Source organism: Klebsiella sp. TF21-TM (assembly GCF_019753495.1).
Classification (GTDB): domain Bacteria; phylum Pseudomonadota; class Gammaproteobacteria; order Enterobacterales; family Enterobacteriaceae; genus Klebsiella; species Klebsiella quasipneumoniae.
This window is the reverse complement of sequence record NZ_JAIJYL010000004.1, coordinates 199,355-213,771: the sequence shown is the minus strand read 5'-3', so window position 1 is coordinate 213,771 and position 14,417 is coordinate 199,355. Positions and strand designations below refer to the sequence as shown.

The window sequence follows — 14,417 nt, the reverse complement described above, 5'->3', positions numbered from 1 at the left end:
CGTCCTTTACCCTAATAGTTTGTGGATCCGCTGGAGGCCGGCCACCAGGCGGTCCACCTCTTCCGTGGTATTGTACATCGCCAGCGACGCCCGACACATGGCCGGTACCTGATAGCGGGCCATCAGCGGCATGGCGCAGTGATGCCCGGTCCGCACGGCGATCCCGTAGTTATCGAGGAAGCTGCCGACGTCATAGGCGTGATGCTGGCCGAGGTTAAAGGCAATCACCCCTTTGCGCTGCGCCGGACCGTAGAGGATCAGATCCGGCACCGCGCGCAGGGCCTCCAGCGCGTAGCGCATCAGCGTCTGCTCGTATTCGGCGATCTGGGTCAGTCCCAGCTGGCTGACGTAGCTCAGCGCCGCGCCGAGGCCAATGATCCCCCCGGTATTCGGCGTGCCGGCCTCAAAGCGCCAGGGCGCCTGGTTCCAGGTGGTGCCCTCCGTCAGGCTGACGGTGGCGATCATCGACCCGCCCCCTTCCCATGGCGCCATTGTCTGCAGCAGCTCGGCCCGGGCGTAGAGCACGCCGATCCCGGTCGGGCCGTACAGTTTATGGCCGGAGAAGACATAAAAATCGCAGCCCAGCGCCTGAACGTCCACCGGGTGGTGCATTACCGCCTGGGCGCCGTCCACCAGCACTTTCGCGCCATGCTGATGCGCAAGGGCAATCAGCGCCGACAGCGGGTTTTCCGTCCCCAGCACGTTGGAGACTTCGGTTATCGCCAGCAGGCGGGTACGCTGGTCAAACAGCCCGGGAACCACGTCCAGCTGCAGGGTGCCGTCCGGGTTGAGGGGGATCACCCGCAGCTCAGCCCCTACCCTGGCGCAGAGCATCTGCCACGGTACGATGTTGGCGTGGTGCTCCATCTCGCTGATGATGATGTTATCCCCGGCGCCGACGTTGGCGTTTCCCCAGCTGTTGGCCACCAGGTTAATGCCCTCGGTGGTGCCGCGCACGAATACCAGCTCCTCCGCCGAGCCGGCGTTAAGGAAGATGGCCGCCTGCTGGCGCACCGCCTCCATCCGCGCGGTGGCTTCCGCGCTGAGGGTATGGATCCCACGATGCACCGCCGCGTAGCCGTGGCGATAGAATTCCGCTTCGGCGCCAATCACTGCCTCCGGTTTCTGGGCGCTGGCGGCGCTGTCAAGATAGACCAGCGGCTGGCCGTTGACCTCCCGGCTCAGTACCGGAAAATCGGCGCGAACCCGTTCTACTGAAAATGTCATGCTGTGCCTCCCGGCAAACGCTCTCCAATCCGCGCCAGCACCTGCTCTCTGAGCGCGTCGCTGCGGATAGCTTCGGTAAGCTCGGCGGCGAAGGCGTAGAGGATCATCTGCTGCGCCGCCTGCTGTTCAATCCCGCGCGAGCGCAGATAGAACAGCTGTTCTTCGTCAATGCGCCCTACCGTCGCCCCGTGGCTGCATTTCACGTCATCGGCGTAAATCTCCAGCTGCGGTTTGGTGTCGACCTCCGCCAGCCGCCCGAGCAGCAGATTGTTGTTGGTCATCTGGCCGTCGGTTTTCAGCGCATGCGGCGCGACGTTGATCAGCCCGTTAAACACCGCCCGGCCCTTATCGCTGACAATGGTTTTATGCAGCTGGCGGCTGGTGCAGTACCCCACCTGGTGGTCCAGCCAGGTGCGGCTGTCGCAGACCTCATTTTTCACCGGCATCGCCAGCGAGTTAAGACGCAGGTCGCTGTTTTCGCCGCCCAGACGCGTGCTGGTGTGATGACGCAGTACCTGACCGCCGAGCAGGAAACTGCTGCTGAAAGCCGAGGCGTCGCGGCCCAGCAGCAGGTCGTTATGGGCGAAGTGGTAGCTGTGCGCGTTCTCGAACGCCAGCTTGATGTGCTGCAGGCGCGCGTTGTCCGCCACCGTCATGGTCAGCCGCCCGCCGGTGAAGTGCGGTTGCTCATCAAGGCTAAGATAGTGCTCGATAATCGTCGCCTCCGCCCCGCTCTCCAGCGCCAGGTGGTGACGATAGTGAGCGGTATTCAGCGCATCGCCGGCCAGGCCGCGGGTGATATGCATCAGCAGCAGCGGCTTATCCAGGCGGCGGTTGCGCGGCACGCGCAGGCGGGTCACCGTCTGCGCCAGGCTTTCGGTCAGATGGAGAAACACCTCCGGCTGGAGGGCATCCGGCAGCTGCTGGCGCTGGTTATCGACGCTGACCTCCACGCCGCTGGCGGCAAGATCGTCGCTCAGCTCAGGATGATAGCGACCGTCGATAAACACCAGTCGCCAGGCGTCCAGCGGCAGCGCCAGCGCGTCACGCTGTTCGGCGCTGATCGACGCTCCCTCATCGGCGACGAAGCGGCCGTTAATCAGCGCGTCCAGCGGGGTGTATTTCCAGTCCTCCTGCTTGCGCGTCGGCAGACCCAGGCGCAACAGCTGCTGCAGATGCTGGCTGGCCTCCGGCGTACGCTGGTCGCCCTGCGCTTCAAACAGATGGTGCCACTGCTGCAGCGCATTACTGCTGTTCGGTAAGCCAGCCATAGCCCTGCTCCTCCAGCTGTTTGACGAGAGTGAAATCCCCCGACTTCACAATCCGCCCCTGATACAGCACATGGACATAATCCGGCTTGATATAGTCAAGGATGCGCTGATAGTGAGTGACGATGATGAAGGCGCGTTTGCCGTCGCGCAGCGCGTTCACGCCCTGGGAGACGATTTTCAGGGCATCGATGTCGAGCCCGGAATCCGATTCATCGAGAATGCACAACTCCGGCTCAAGCACCGCCATCTGCAGAATGTCGTTGCGCTTTTTCTCGCCGCCGGAGAAACCCACGTTCACCGAACGGGTCAGCAGATCTTCCGGCATCTGCAGCAACCTGATTTTCTCTTCCATTAAATCCTGAAAGTCGAAGCGATCCAGCGGCTCCTGGCCGCGATAGCTGCGCACGGCATTCAGCGCGGTCTGCAGGAAGAACTGGTTGCTGACGCCGGGGATCTCCACCGGATACTGGAAGGCCATAAAGATGCCTTCCCCGGCGCGATCTTCCGGGGCGAGCTCCAACAGGTTTTTGCCCTTAAATTCGACGCTGCCGCCGGTGACCTCGTAATCTTCGCGCCCGGCCAGGGTGGCCGAAAGCGTACTTTTCCCCGAGCCGTTCGGCCCCATAATGGCGTGGACCTCCCCCGGACGCACCGCAAGGTTCAGCCCGCGCAGGATCGCTTTATCTTCGACGGCGACGTGTAAATCTTGAATACTTAACATCTTTTTTCCTTAATAATCAGCCGACGCTATGCTCAAGGCTAATGGCCAGCAATTTTTGCGCTTCGACGGCGAACTCCAGCGGCAGTTCGGAGAAGACGTCTTTACAGAAGCCGTTGACGATCATCGAGATGGCATCGTCTTCGCTGATCCCGCGCTGCAGGCAGTAGAACAGCTGGTCCTCACCGATCCGCGAGGTGGTCGCTTCGTGCTCCAGCTGGGCGCTGTTGTTGCGACATTCCACATACGGGAAGGTATGCGCCCCGCAGTCCGGGCCAATCAGCATCGAATCGCACTGGGTGTAGTTGCGGGCGTTGGTGGCGGTCGGCATGATTTTGACCAGCCCGCGATAGCTGTTCTGGCTGTGTCCGGCGGAGATCCCTTTCGAGATGATGGTCGAGCGGGTGTTCTTGCCGATATGGATCATTTTGGTGCCGGTGTCCGCCTGCTGATGGCCGCTGGTCAGCGCCACCGAAAAGAATTCGCCGATCGAGTTATCGCCGCGCAGGATGCAGCTGGGGTATTTCCAGGTGATGGCCGAGCCGGTTTCCGACTGGGTCCATGACATTTTGCTGTTCTCCCCTTCGCACAGGGCGCGCTTGGTGACAAAGTTGAGGATCCCGCCGGTGTTGTTATCCCCCGGGAACCAGTTCTGCACCGTGGAGTATTTCACTTCCGCGTCTTTATGGATGATGACTTCCACCACCGCGGCGTGCAGCTGATAGCTGTCGCGCACCGGCGCCGAGCAGCCCTCAATGTAGCTGACGTAGCTGCCTTCATCGGCCACCAGAATGGTGCGTTCAAACTGGCCGGTCTTTTCGGCGTTGATGCGGAAATAGGTCGACAGCTCCATCGGACAGCGGACGCCCTTCGGCACATAGATAAAGGTGCCATCCGAAGCCACCGCGGCGTTCAGCGCGGCAAAGAAGTTGTCATTGCCCGGCACCACGGTCCCCAGATACTTTTTCACCAGTTCCGGATGGTCGTGGATCGCCTCGCCGAAAGAGCAGAAGATGATCCCCTGCTCCGCCAGCTTTTCACGGTAGGTGGTCGCCACCGACACCGAGTCGAATATCGCGTCCACCGCCACCTCGCGCCCTTCGCGCACCGGCACGCCCAGCTGGTTAAAGGCTTCTTCCACCTCGCTGGTCAGGAAGGTGTTGGCCCCGGTCTGCTGCACCGCGCCGGGCTCGGAGGCGCAGGTCTCATCGCAGTTGCCGCAGGAGGGGGCGGAATAGTAGCTGTAATCCTGATAATTCAGCTTATCGTAATGCGCCTTCAGCCAGTGCGGCTCTTCCATCTCCAGCCACGCCCGGTAGGCATTGAGCCGGAACTCCAGCATCCACTGCGGCTCATTGCGGCGGGCGGAGATGGCGCGAACCACCTCTTCATTAATGCCTTTGGCCAGCTCATCGGTCTGCAGGCGAGTGAAAAAGCCCTCTTTATAATTGAGCGGGCCGCCGGTCCAGGTTTTGACATTGTCTGTTGCTTCAGTATTACGCGACATAGTTACTCCGCCTGCACCCCAAAACTTTCGCCGCAGCCGCACTCGTGCTGCGCTTTCGGGTTATGAAATTTAAAGATTTCATTTAAACCTTCCCGGACGTAATCCAGCTCCGTGCCGTCAATGAACGGCATCGCCTGCAGCGGCGCAAACAGCTTCGCCCCTTCAGATTCAAAGAGCAGATCGTCGGGCGCCGGCTCGGCAATCATTTCGAGCACATAGCCAAAACCGGCGCAGCCGCTGGTTTTGATACCCAGCCGTAGCCCCTTTTTGTCCGGCTGCTTACGCATCAGATCGCGAATATGCGCGGCAGCGGCCGGCGTCATGGTCAGTCCCTGCCAGCTGAAATCGGCGGGATTAAAGGTTCCTGCTTGTACTTCCATCGATAGACCTCCAGGTTGGCGCCATCAAGGCATACCGCCATGTTAGTGATAATGATTATCACTTCAACCCTTCTCCAGCAGGGGTATTGCCTCATTTAGCGCTTTTTATAAGCATAGACCCTTGCCCGGGGATTATCAGGGTACGCAAGTCGAACCTAATCATATGATTTATAATATGTTATTCTGATATTGTTCTGTTACCGCACGCAATGGCAAAGATGTATCGAAAATACCGATTTATGCGATAGCAGCAGACCACCTTCCTGATTCACCCTGGCGCAGAAACGGAAAAAGTGACGACGTCACTAAGCGGCCATGCGCGCTGAACAGGCGCTGGCCTGCGGAATGAGAAAGCGTGAGAAGAAAGCGTCAAGGCGCGACGCTTTCGGCAGGGGCGGTCGCGGCCTGGCGGGGACGTGGCCGCGATCGGGGGGGATGTAAACCGCGATGAAACGGGTAGTCAGGAAGGCTATCGGTTGGCTAGGTCCCTTTTCTCACCAGGCGGGCGGCCTGGACAAAGACCTCATCCTCCACCCCATCCCCCTTCTGTCTGCCCAGCCGCACCAGCTCATCCACGATACTCCCCTGATTAATCTGCTTTTGGGTCGCCACTAAGCTAATGACCGCCGCGCCGATAGCCATGCCAATCAATGCCGTTTGTTCATCTTTATCTTTCATGGTGTCGCTCCGTCTGTCCTCCTCAGAAAGGCTAGCAAAAGATAGCCACTGCTCCATTTCAAATTCACTTTCTTTACGCCTGCTGGAAAAGGCAGGCGCCGAGTTGACCTCGCTTCCTTGCTATGGCGATAGCGCATAACGCTATCGCACCACGTCGGGTCTTTTATTTGGCCGAATTCACGCTTCGCGTAAATAAATAAAAATAACGCGCGTGCCTGAGGAAAAAAAAAGAAATAACCCTTTAAGCGACGAATCCAGATTATTCCATTAGGGAATGGCTGAGATGCTAATATTTCATTTCCCCAACGATTTTAAGAAGCCTATAGTTTTTTTGCCTGCAGAACATCCACTTAGGTTAAAAGACATAAGGATATAATTATGATTGTTTCAGCCCCCAGCGATTATCGCGAAGCCGCTCGTCGCCGTCTGCCCCGTTTCCTTTTTGACTATATTGACGGTGGCGCGGTGGCGGAAAATACCATGAACGCCAATGCCGCCGAGCTCGCCTCGGTCGCCCTTCGCCAGCGCGTGCTGTGCGGGGCGGGTGAACCGACGCTGGCCACCACCATCCTTGATGCCCCATGGGCGATGCCCGTGGCGCTGGGGCCGGTCGGCGCCACCGGCATGTATGCCCGCCGCGGCGAAGTCCAGGCGGCCCGCGCCGCCTCCCGCGCCGGGATCCCTTACACGCTGTCCACCGTGTCGGTCTGCTCCATTGAGGAGGTGGCGAGCCACGCCAGCGGCGCGCTCTGGTCCCAGCTGTACGTCCTGAAAGATCGCGGCTACATGCGTAACGCGCTGGAGCGCGCCTGGGCCGCCGGCATGAAAACCCTGGTATTCACTGTCGATATGCCGATCCCCGGCTCACGGTATCGGGACAACCGCTCAGGAATGTCCGGGCCGCACGCCACCTTGCGACAGTATCTTCAGGCCTGCACCCACCCGCGCTGGGCAATGAACGTCGGCCTGGCGGGCAGGCCCCTGTCGTTCGGTAATATCGAAGCCTATACCGGCCACAAAATGACCATGGACGACTATATGGGGTTCATCAGCAACAACTTCGACCCGTCCATCGCCTGGCACGATCTGGAGTGGATCCGCGACAGCTGGCCAGGAAAGCTGATCATCAAAGGGATCCTTGATGCCGAGGATGCGCGCAATGCCGTGCGGCTGGGCGCCGACGGCATTGTGGTCTCCAATCACGGCGGCAGACAGCTCGATGGCGCCATCCCCACCGCCCGGGCGCTGCCGCGGGTGGCGGAGGCGGTCGGCGACGATCTGACGGTCCTTGCCGACTCCGGAGTGCGCTCCGGCGTGGACGTTATTCGCCTGCTCGCCCTCGGCGCGAAGGGGGTCCTGCTTGGTCGGGCCTATATTTATGCCCTGGCCGCCGCGGGCGAAGCGGGCGTGGCGCACCTGCTGCGCTTATTTGCCGAGGATATGAAGGTCACCATGACCCTCACCGGCGCCACCTCCCCCTCGGCCATCAGCCTCGATTGCCTCGACCGGCTGGAAAAAGATCAACAGCGCAGCCGTGCGGTCCCGGTATCCTTATCTGCCTGACGCAGCCCGGGGCCGGGCCTGACCGCGTGCCTTGACCCGGCAACCGAAATTACCCCTGCGGGTCCAGCGCCGGCCGTTGCGCTGCGTCAGCCGGGCGCGCCGGGCGGATGCGGAACCAGATCGCATACATGGCCGGCAGGAAGATAAGGGTCATGATGGTTCCCCCCAGCGTCCCGCCAATCAGCGTATAGGCGAGCGTCCCCCAGAAAACCGAATGCGTCAGCGGAATGAACGCCAGGATCGCCGCCAGCGCGGTCAGCAGAACCGGACGGGCTCGCTGCACCGTCGCCTCCACCACCGCGTGGAACGGATCGAGCCCCGCCTGCTGGTTATGGTGGATTTGACCAATCAGGATCAGCGTATTTCGCATCAGGATCCCCGACAGGGCGATCAGGCCCACAAGGGCATTGATGCCAAACGGCTGATTGAACAGCAGCAGCGTCGGCACCACGCCAATCAGCCCCAGCGGGGCGGTCAGGAAGACCATGACCATCGCCGACAGGGAGCGCACCTGCAGGATAATGATCAGCAGCGTGAGGGCGATCATGATCGGAAATAACGGCACCATCGCCCGGGTGGCTTTGCCGGACTCCTCGATTGACCCCGCCGTCTCGATGCGATACCCCGGCGGCAGGGAGTCGATAATGGGCTGCAGCGACGTCATCAGCGCGGTGGAGACATCCGGCGGCTGCAGTTTATCCGCGACATCGCCCCGGACGGTAATGGTCGGCGTGCGGTCGCGACGACGGAGCAGGGGTTCTTCCATCCTGATCTCGACTTCACCGATCTGCGACAAGGGAACTCGCTGCCCGTCGCTGCCCACCAGGGTGAAATCGGCGATTTTCGCCGGATCCAGACGGATATCCCCCGCCGCGCGGCCGATGACCTGCACGGCGCGAATATCTTCCCGGACGGTGGTGATGGGGATCCCTGACAGCAGGAACTGCAGCTGCCGGGCGACGGCCTGGGAGCTGAGCCCACTCGCCTGCAGCCGGTCCTGATTGAGGCTGAAATGCATCACCGGCACGCGCGAACCCCAGTCGCTATTGACGGTGCGCATCAGCGGACTGGCCTGCAGCACCGATTTCACCCGATCGGCGATGTCGCGCAGGGTATGCGGATCGGGCCCCATCACCCGCCAGGCGACCGGATACGGCGAATAAGGACCAAAAACCAGCTGCGTGACGCGCACCCGCGCCTGCGGCGCCAGGCCATTGGCCACCGCCTCCCGCAGCCGCAGCTTAAGCGCCTCGCGAGAGGCCGGGCCGTCGGTCAATACCACCAGTTTGGCAAAGGAGGGATCCGGCAACTCCGGGGCCATCGCCAGGTAAAAGCGCGGCGCGCCCTGGCCGATATAGCTGGTGACAATCTTCGCCTCCGGCTGCTGCTGCAGCCAGCGCTCAATATTCGCCGTCGCGGCGCTGGTCTGGATAATCGACGACCCGTAAGGCATCTGCACCTCAACCAGCACTTCCGGGCGATCGGAGGTGGGGAAAAACTGCTTTTTCACCACGCTCATTCCCAGTAACGCCACCATAAACAGCACCACCACCCCGGCGGCCACGCGCCATTTGCGGGCGATAACCCGGGTCAGCAGCCGGCGAAAGCCCTGATAGCGTGGGGTGTCGTACAGCGCGGCGTGGCCCGCCGCCGCGGACTTCCTCTCCGGCAGCAGGTGCACGCCCAGCCAGGGGGTAAAAATCACCGCCACAATCCAGGAGGCAATTAGCGCGATACCGACGATCCAGAACACATTGCTGGCATACTCCCCGGCGGTGGATTGCGCAAACCCGTTGGGCATAAAGCCCACCGCCGTCACCAGGGTGCCGGCCAGCATCGGCGCCGCGGTATGGCTCCAGGCATAAGCCGAGGCTTTGAGGCGGTCGTACCCCTCCTCCATTTTGACCACCATCATTTCGATGGCGATAATGGCATCATCCACCAGCAGCCCCAGGGCGAGGATCAGCGACCCGAGGGTGATGCGGTCGAAGTTTTTGCCGGTGGCCGCCATCACCACAAACACTACGGCCAGGGTGAGCGGCACCGCCGCCGCGACCACCACCCCCACGCGCCACCCCATGCTGACAAAGCACACCGCCATCACCACCAGCAGGGCGACAAAGAATTTGATCATGAACTCATCGACCGCGGCGCTGATATTCACCGACTGATCGGTCACTTTCGTCAACGACATGCCGAGCGGCAGGCTCTGATTGATGCTGGCCGTTTCGGCGTCCAGCGCTTTCCCCAGCGCCAGTCCATTCCAGCCCTCGCGCATCACCACGCCGAGCAGCAGCGCCGGTTCGCCCTGATTGCGGATCAGGAAGGTGGCGGGATCTTCATACCCCCGCTCAACCGTGGCGACATCGGCGAGCTTCAGCGTTCTGCCCCCGGCAATTATCGGCGTGTCGCGGATCTGCTGCAGGCGGTCGAACGCCCCGTCGAGGCGGATAAAGATCTGCCCGCCGCGGGTCTCGATAGCCCCGGCCGCGGTCAGCACATTCTGACTGTTCAGCGCGGCAAAAATCGCCTCCGGCGAGAGCCCCAGGGTGGCGAGACGGTCATGAGAAAACGAGAGATAAATGCGCTCCGCCTGTTCGCCGAGAATATTCACTTTTTTCACCCCGGGAACATGCAGCAGCTGCTGGCGCAGGGTTTCGGCGTCACGCACCAGCTGCCGGGGCGGCTCTCCCCGCGCCTTCATCGCAAAAAGGGCAAAGGTGACATCGGCGAATTCGTCATTCATCATCGGACCGGAGACGCCGGCAGGCAGGTTTTTCGCCTCATCGCCCAGCTTCTTGCGCGCCTGATAAAACTGCTCCGGCACCTCGGAAGGCGGGGTCTGATCCTGCAGCGATAAGGTGATCAACGCCATCCCGGGGCGGGTATAGGTCTCGGTGCGATCGTACCACTTCAGCTCCTGGAGCCGTTTCTCCAGCGGCTCGGCGACCTGATCCTGCATCTCCTGCGCGGTGGCGCCCGGCCAGACGGTGATGACCGTCATTTGCTTGACCGTGAAGGGCGGATCTTCCGCCCGCCCGAGCCCGAAGAAGGCCACCAGCCCGGCGACCGAAATAAGGATAATCAAAAACAGGGTCACCGACCGCTCGCGGACGGCCAGCGCGGAGAGATTAAAACGTCCGTCGCTCATGGCTGGCTCCCGGCGGCAGTATGCTCGCGTCGTTCCGCCAGCCGCACCGCCTCGCCCTGGTGCAGAAGATGGGCGCCCAGAGCGACGATCGGCTCCCCGGGCTTCAGCGGACCGGTCACCCGCGCCGTTTCATCATTCAGGCCGACCACCGTCACCGGTTGCCAGGAGACGGTGGCCGGGCGGGAGGCAACGCGCCAGACGCCAGGGCCGTTGCCCGGATCGTAGACCGACGCCAGGGGCACCTCCAGCACCTCGCCTGGCCCCTGGTCGTTGCCGATGCGCAGGGTTACGGTAGACCCCAGCGGGGCGTTCGCCAGCGCGCCGTTCAGCACATAGCGCGCTTCAAAGGTGCGGGTGGCGGCGTCAGCCGCGTCCGAAAGCAGGCGCAGGGTTGCGGTGACCGGCTGAGATTCGCTGCCATAGCGTGTCGCCAGCGCCTCGCTGCCGACCGCCGGGCGCAGCGTCTCCGGAAGCTGCACCCGCGCTTCGCGCTGCCCCGCTCGCGCCAGGCGGATCACCACCTGCCCGGCGCTGACCACCTGCCCCGGCTCGGCGAGCGTTTCCACTACCACGCCGTCAGCGTCCGCCAGCAGTCCGGCATAGCCGGTGGCGTTTTGCGCCACGTTTGCCTGCGCCTGGGCCGCGCTGAGGTCGGCTCTCGCCGCCTCTGCCGCCGCGTTGAACTGATCGAACTCCGCCGCCGAGACGGCGCCGCTGGCCACCAGGCCGCGATAGCGGGCCAGATCGTTAGCCGCCTTTTTGGCTCGTGCCCGCGCGGCGTCGACCGCCCGCTGTTGGGACTGCGCCTGCAGGGCAAGATCAGCCGGATCGAGGCGCAACAGCAGTTGACCGCGCCGGACGCTCTGCCCGGTCTCTACCAGCCGTTCAAGGACTTTTCCCGCCACCCTGAAGCCGAGGTCGCTTTGGGTACGAGCCACCACCACGCCGGTAAAGGCTCGCGAGCTGGCCTCCGCGCGCTCGACAGTGGCCACCCGCACCAGCGGCGGCCGCGTGCGGGGATCGTCATGGTCGGCAGGTTCGCCGCAGCCCGCGAGGGCCAGCGGCAGGAGGCAGACGGCAAAATGGACGGCGTTGAGCCTGAGCATGGGTCACCTTAATGAAAAGACCGGTTGGTGAGCGCATTCTCAGACGAGTGACCAATAAAGTCAATAGTCACTAATCAGGGGGAGAGACTTCTCAGGATCAGGGAGGCAAGCAGCACCGCCGCGGTAGGCGCGGTGTCGAGATTGTATTGCAGCTGCACCGGGTTGATGAAAGGACACATCACCATATAGACCGCCAGGGTCGCCTCATCCAGCGGAGTTTTGCGCTCGAACTCGCCCGCCTGGCGGCCTTCGACAAGAATTTGACCAATCAGCTGCTGCAGATGACCGGCATACTGCTCCGTTGAGGGCCATTTATCGCGCGCCGCGACGGCGGCGATGTCGTACAGTTTGCGATCCTCGAAAAACAGTTCACTGCCGGCCTCGGTCAGCGCCCGGAAGAGGCGGCGCAGCTTTTCACTGGCGGAGGGGGCATCGGCGATGGCCTCGCTGACGGCCACCATGATCTTCTCCAGCCGGCTGGCGCAGATTGCCTCGCCAATCGCCTGCTTGGAGTCGAAAAACTTGTAGATATAGGCTTTGGAAAAGCCTATTGCTTTGGCGAGATCGGTGACCGTGGTCTTTTCATAGCCATAGCGACTAAAGTGCGCCATGGCCGCGTCAAGAATCTGGTCGCGAACGCTGTGGTCAAGGGGGCCACGGCTTGCTGGGGTGGAGGTATTTTTCGTCATCCGTTTAGCTTAATGCGATCGCTATCGTTTGACAACGAGTGACGTTATTATGATTTGGTCACAATAACGCCCCGCCCTGATCCTCTCTCTCGCCGCGTTACGCCTCACGCGCCTCATTATTTATCGCGCCGGCGGGCAGACAGCCCAGGCCTTGCAGCGTCATATGTACGGCACGATCGAGTGGGGTATGCGGCTCCGCGCCTAAAAAGGCCACCAGCTTATCGTTGCGCAGGCGTACCGGCAGACGCCAGAGATAGTGCATCTCGACCATTTCGCGCAAGGTGGCGTTGAAGGGCGCCGCCAGCTTCACCAGCCACCAGGGAAAGGACTTCACTACCGCCCTGCCGCCATAGCGGGCGACCACCCGCTGGATCGCCTGGCTCATTTCGCTGCCGTCCGGGTCCCAGTGGCCCTGCATATGGAAGCGGGAAAACGGCTCAAGCTCATGCCTGCGGGCCAGCAGCGCGGCGATGGTGGCGGCGACGTCGGGCAGCCAGGCCCACTGATGCCCCACGCCGATCGCCCCCGGGCGGCGAATGACGCCGGGAAGCTGACCGGGCCTGATCAGCCCCTGGGAAAACCAGCTATTCCCGGCGCGCGGACCAAAAAAATCCCCCGCCCGGACAATCAACGCCCGGCCGCCGCGCTGCACATAATCCTCCAGCGCCTGCTCCATCTCCACCCGGATAGCGCCTTTGCGGGTCACCGGCTGTTGTGCGGCCTCTTCCGCAATCAGCGGAAAGGCATCCGGTCCATAGTTATAGACCGTGCCGGGCAGGACAACTAACGCCCGCTGCTGTTCGGCGGCCTGCAGGGTGTTGCGCAGCATAGGCAGTACCTGTTGCCGCCAGTGCCGGTAGCCCGGCGGATTGACCGCATGGACGATCACGTCACAACCGGCAGCCGCCGCCGCCACCTGCCCGGCATCCAGCGCGTCGCCGGCTATCCACTGCATCCCCTCTCCGGGATCGCGCACTTGGGCGCCGCGCTTCAGCGCCCGAACCTGCCAGTTGTCCGCCGCCAGCCGGCGGGCCACTTCCCCGCCGATGCCCCCGCTTGCTCCCAGAATAAGGACCTTGCCGCTGCTGTTCATCGTCTTTCCCCGTTCGCTAATGGATGCTTGACAGCCTACCTGCGGCTCATATCAAATGAAATTGCATATCATCATCGAGCGGCTATACATTTTTGTATGAATACCTCTATTCCCTGGGAGTGGTACCGAACCTTTCTCGCCGTCCTGCAGGAAGGCTCTTTATCGGGCGCATCGCGCACTTTGAACATCACCCAGCCGACGGCGGGGCGCCATATCGCCGGGCTGGAAGCCGCCCTCGGCCAGGCCTTATTTACCCGTTCGCAGACCGGCCTGCTGGCGACCGACGCGGCGCTGGCGCTGCGGGTGCACGCCGAGGCGATGGCCAACACCGCCCGGGCGCTGGCACGCACGGCGGCCAACTTTAGTCGCGACAGAACCGATCTGCGTGGCGTGGTGCGCGTGGCCGCCAGCGAGGTGGTCGGCGCCGAGGTGCTGCCGCCGCTGATTGCCCGGCTCAGGCAGGCGTGCCCGAATATCGTCATCGAACTGATGCTCTCCAATCGGTTTCAGGATCTGCTTCACCGGGAGGCGGATATCGCGGTGCGGATGGTCGCTCCGCAGCAGGAGCAGCTTATCGCGCGGCGTCTCGGCAGGATCGAGCTCGGGCTGCATGCCGCCGATGCCTATCTGACCCGCCGGGGTCGGCCCGCTACGCCTGAGGAGCTTGACGGTCACGCGCTGATTGGTTTCGACAGCGCCACGCCCCTCGTTCGCCGGGCGCTTGAGCGCTACCCCCGTTTCCAGCGCGAGGCGTTCGCGATGCGCACCGATAGCGACCTCGCCCAGCTGAGCCTGATCCGCGCCGGGGCGGGGATCGGCATCTGCCAGGCGCCCCTTGCCGACGGCATCATTCCCCTGCGGCGAGTGCTGGCGGCCGACTTTTCTCTGTATCTCGAGACCTGGCTGGTGATGCATGAGGACCTGCGCCATAGCCCCGCCTGTAAGCGAGTATTTGATTTCCTCGCCGAGGGGTTGCAGGCGTATATTCGCGGCCCACTGGCGCGCTGAGCCACCCGCCTCGCGGGTAACTCCTT

Annotated in this window: 12 protein-coding genes and 1 pseudogene; 3 read left to right on the top strand and 10 right to left on the bottom strand. The window is 62.4% G+C overall.

What is annotated here, in order from left to right; genetic code table 11:
- Positions 1-6: 6 nt before the first annotated feature.
- From sufS to K5R89_RS05885, 6 genes are all read right to left on the bottom strand, one after another.
- Positions 7-1,227 (bottom strand): cysteine desulfurase SufS, encoded by a 1,221-nt coding sequence (gene sufS / locus K5R89_RS05910; protein ID WP_044523815.1) that lies wholly within the window; start codon positions 1,225-1,227, stop codon positions 7-9.
- A complete protein-coding gene (gene sufD, locus K5R89_RS05905; RefSeq protein ID WP_087827107.1) occupies positions 1,224-2,498 on the bottom strand; it encodes a Fe-S cluster assembly protein SufD in 1,275 nt (424 codons plus the stop codon). The genes sufS and sufD overlap by 4 nt, the downstream gene beginning before the upstream one ends.
- Positions 2,473-3,219 (bottom strand): Fe-S cluster assembly ATPase SufC, encoded by a 747-nt coding sequence (gene sufC / locus K5R89_RS05900; RefSeq protein ID WP_048335957.1) that lies wholly within the window; start codon positions 3,217-3,219, stop codon positions 2,473-2,475. The genes sufD and sufC overlap by 26 nt, the downstream gene beginning before the upstream one ends.
- 16 nt (positions 3,220-3,235) lie before the next feature.
- Entirely contained in the window at positions 3,236-4,723 is a 1,488-nt protein-coding gene (gene sufB / locus K5R89_RS05895; protein ID WP_087827108.1) for a Fe-S cluster assembly protein SufB, read from the bottom strand.
- A 2-nt stretch (positions 4,724-4,725) separates the two neighbouring features.
- A complete protein-coding gene (sufA, locus tag K5R89_RS05890) occupies positions 4,726-5,103 on the bottom strand; it encodes a Fe-S cluster assembly scaffold SufA (RefSeq protein ID WP_044523821.1) in 378 nt (125 codons plus the stop codon).
- A 480-nt stretch (positions 5,104-5,583) separates the two neighbouring features.
- Positions 5,584-5,781, bottom strand: a complete 198-nt coding sequence (locus tag K5R89_RS05885) for a hypothetical protein (protein ID WP_004203090.1) — start codon at positions 5,779-5,781, stop codon at positions 5,584-5,586.
- Between K5R89_RS05885 and K5R89_RS27365 the strand changes: the two are divergent.
- Together K5R89_RS27365 and lldD are read left to right on the top strand one after the other, a co-directional pair.
- Positions 5,780-5,869, top strand: a pseudogene (locus tag K5R89_RS27365) (hypothetical protein); the annotation flags it as partial. The gene K5R89_RS05885 and the pseudogene K5R89_RS27365 sit on opposite strands and share 2 nt — an antisense overlap.
- Positions 5,870-6,159: 290 nt before the next feature.
- A complete protein-coding gene (lldD, locus tag K5R89_RS05880; RefSeq protein ID WP_048297731.1) occupies positions 6,160-7,344 on the top strand; it encodes an FMN-dependent L-lactate dehydrogenase LldD in 1,185 nt (394 codons plus the stop codon).
- Positions 7,345-7,393: 49 nt separating this feature from the next.
- Here the strand turns inward: lldD and K5R89_RS05875 are convergent, their stop codons facing one another.
- From K5R89_RS05875 to K5R89_RS05860, 4 genes are all read right to left on the bottom strand, one after another.
- A complete protein-coding gene (locus tag K5R89_RS05875) occupies positions 7,394-10,495 on the bottom strand; it encodes an efflux RND transporter permease subunit (RefSeq protein WP_217259224.1) in 3,102 nt (1,033 codons plus the stop codon).
- Positions 10,492-11,601, bottom strand: coding sequence for an efflux RND transporter periplasmic adaptor subunit (locus tag K5R89_RS05870; RefSeq protein WP_087827110.1), 1,110 nt, complete (start codon positions 11,599-11,601; stop codon positions 10,492-10,494). The genes K5R89_RS05875 and K5R89_RS05870 overlap by 4 nt, the downstream gene beginning before the upstream one ends.
- A 74-nt stretch (positions 11,602-11,675) precedes the next feature.
- The gene (locus K5R89_RS05865) at positions 11,676-12,290 is read right to left on the bottom strand and encodes a TetR/AcrR family transcriptional regulator (RefSeq protein WP_065805468.1); all 615 of its coding nucleotides are present in this window, start codon (positions 12,288-12,290) and stop codon (positions 11,676-11,678) included.
- A 97-nt stretch (positions 12,291-12,387) separates the two neighbouring features.
- Positions 12,388-13,383 (bottom strand): NAD-dependent epimerase/dehydratase family protein, encoded by a 996-nt coding sequence (locus K5R89_RS05860; protein ID WP_087827111.1) that lies wholly within the window; start codon positions 13,381-13,383, stop codon positions 12,388-12,390.
- Between the two features lie 96 nt (positions 13,384-13,479).
- On the opposite strand from K5R89_RS05860, the gene K5R89_RS05855 reads away from it, so the two are divergent.
- Positions 13,480-14,391, top strand: coding sequence for a LysR family transcriptional regulator (locus K5R89_RS05855; RefSeq protein ID WP_023290091.1), 912 nt, complete (start codon positions 13,480-13,482; stop codon positions 14,389-14,391).
- The last annotated feature ends 26 nt before the right edge of the window (positions 14,392-14,417 follow it).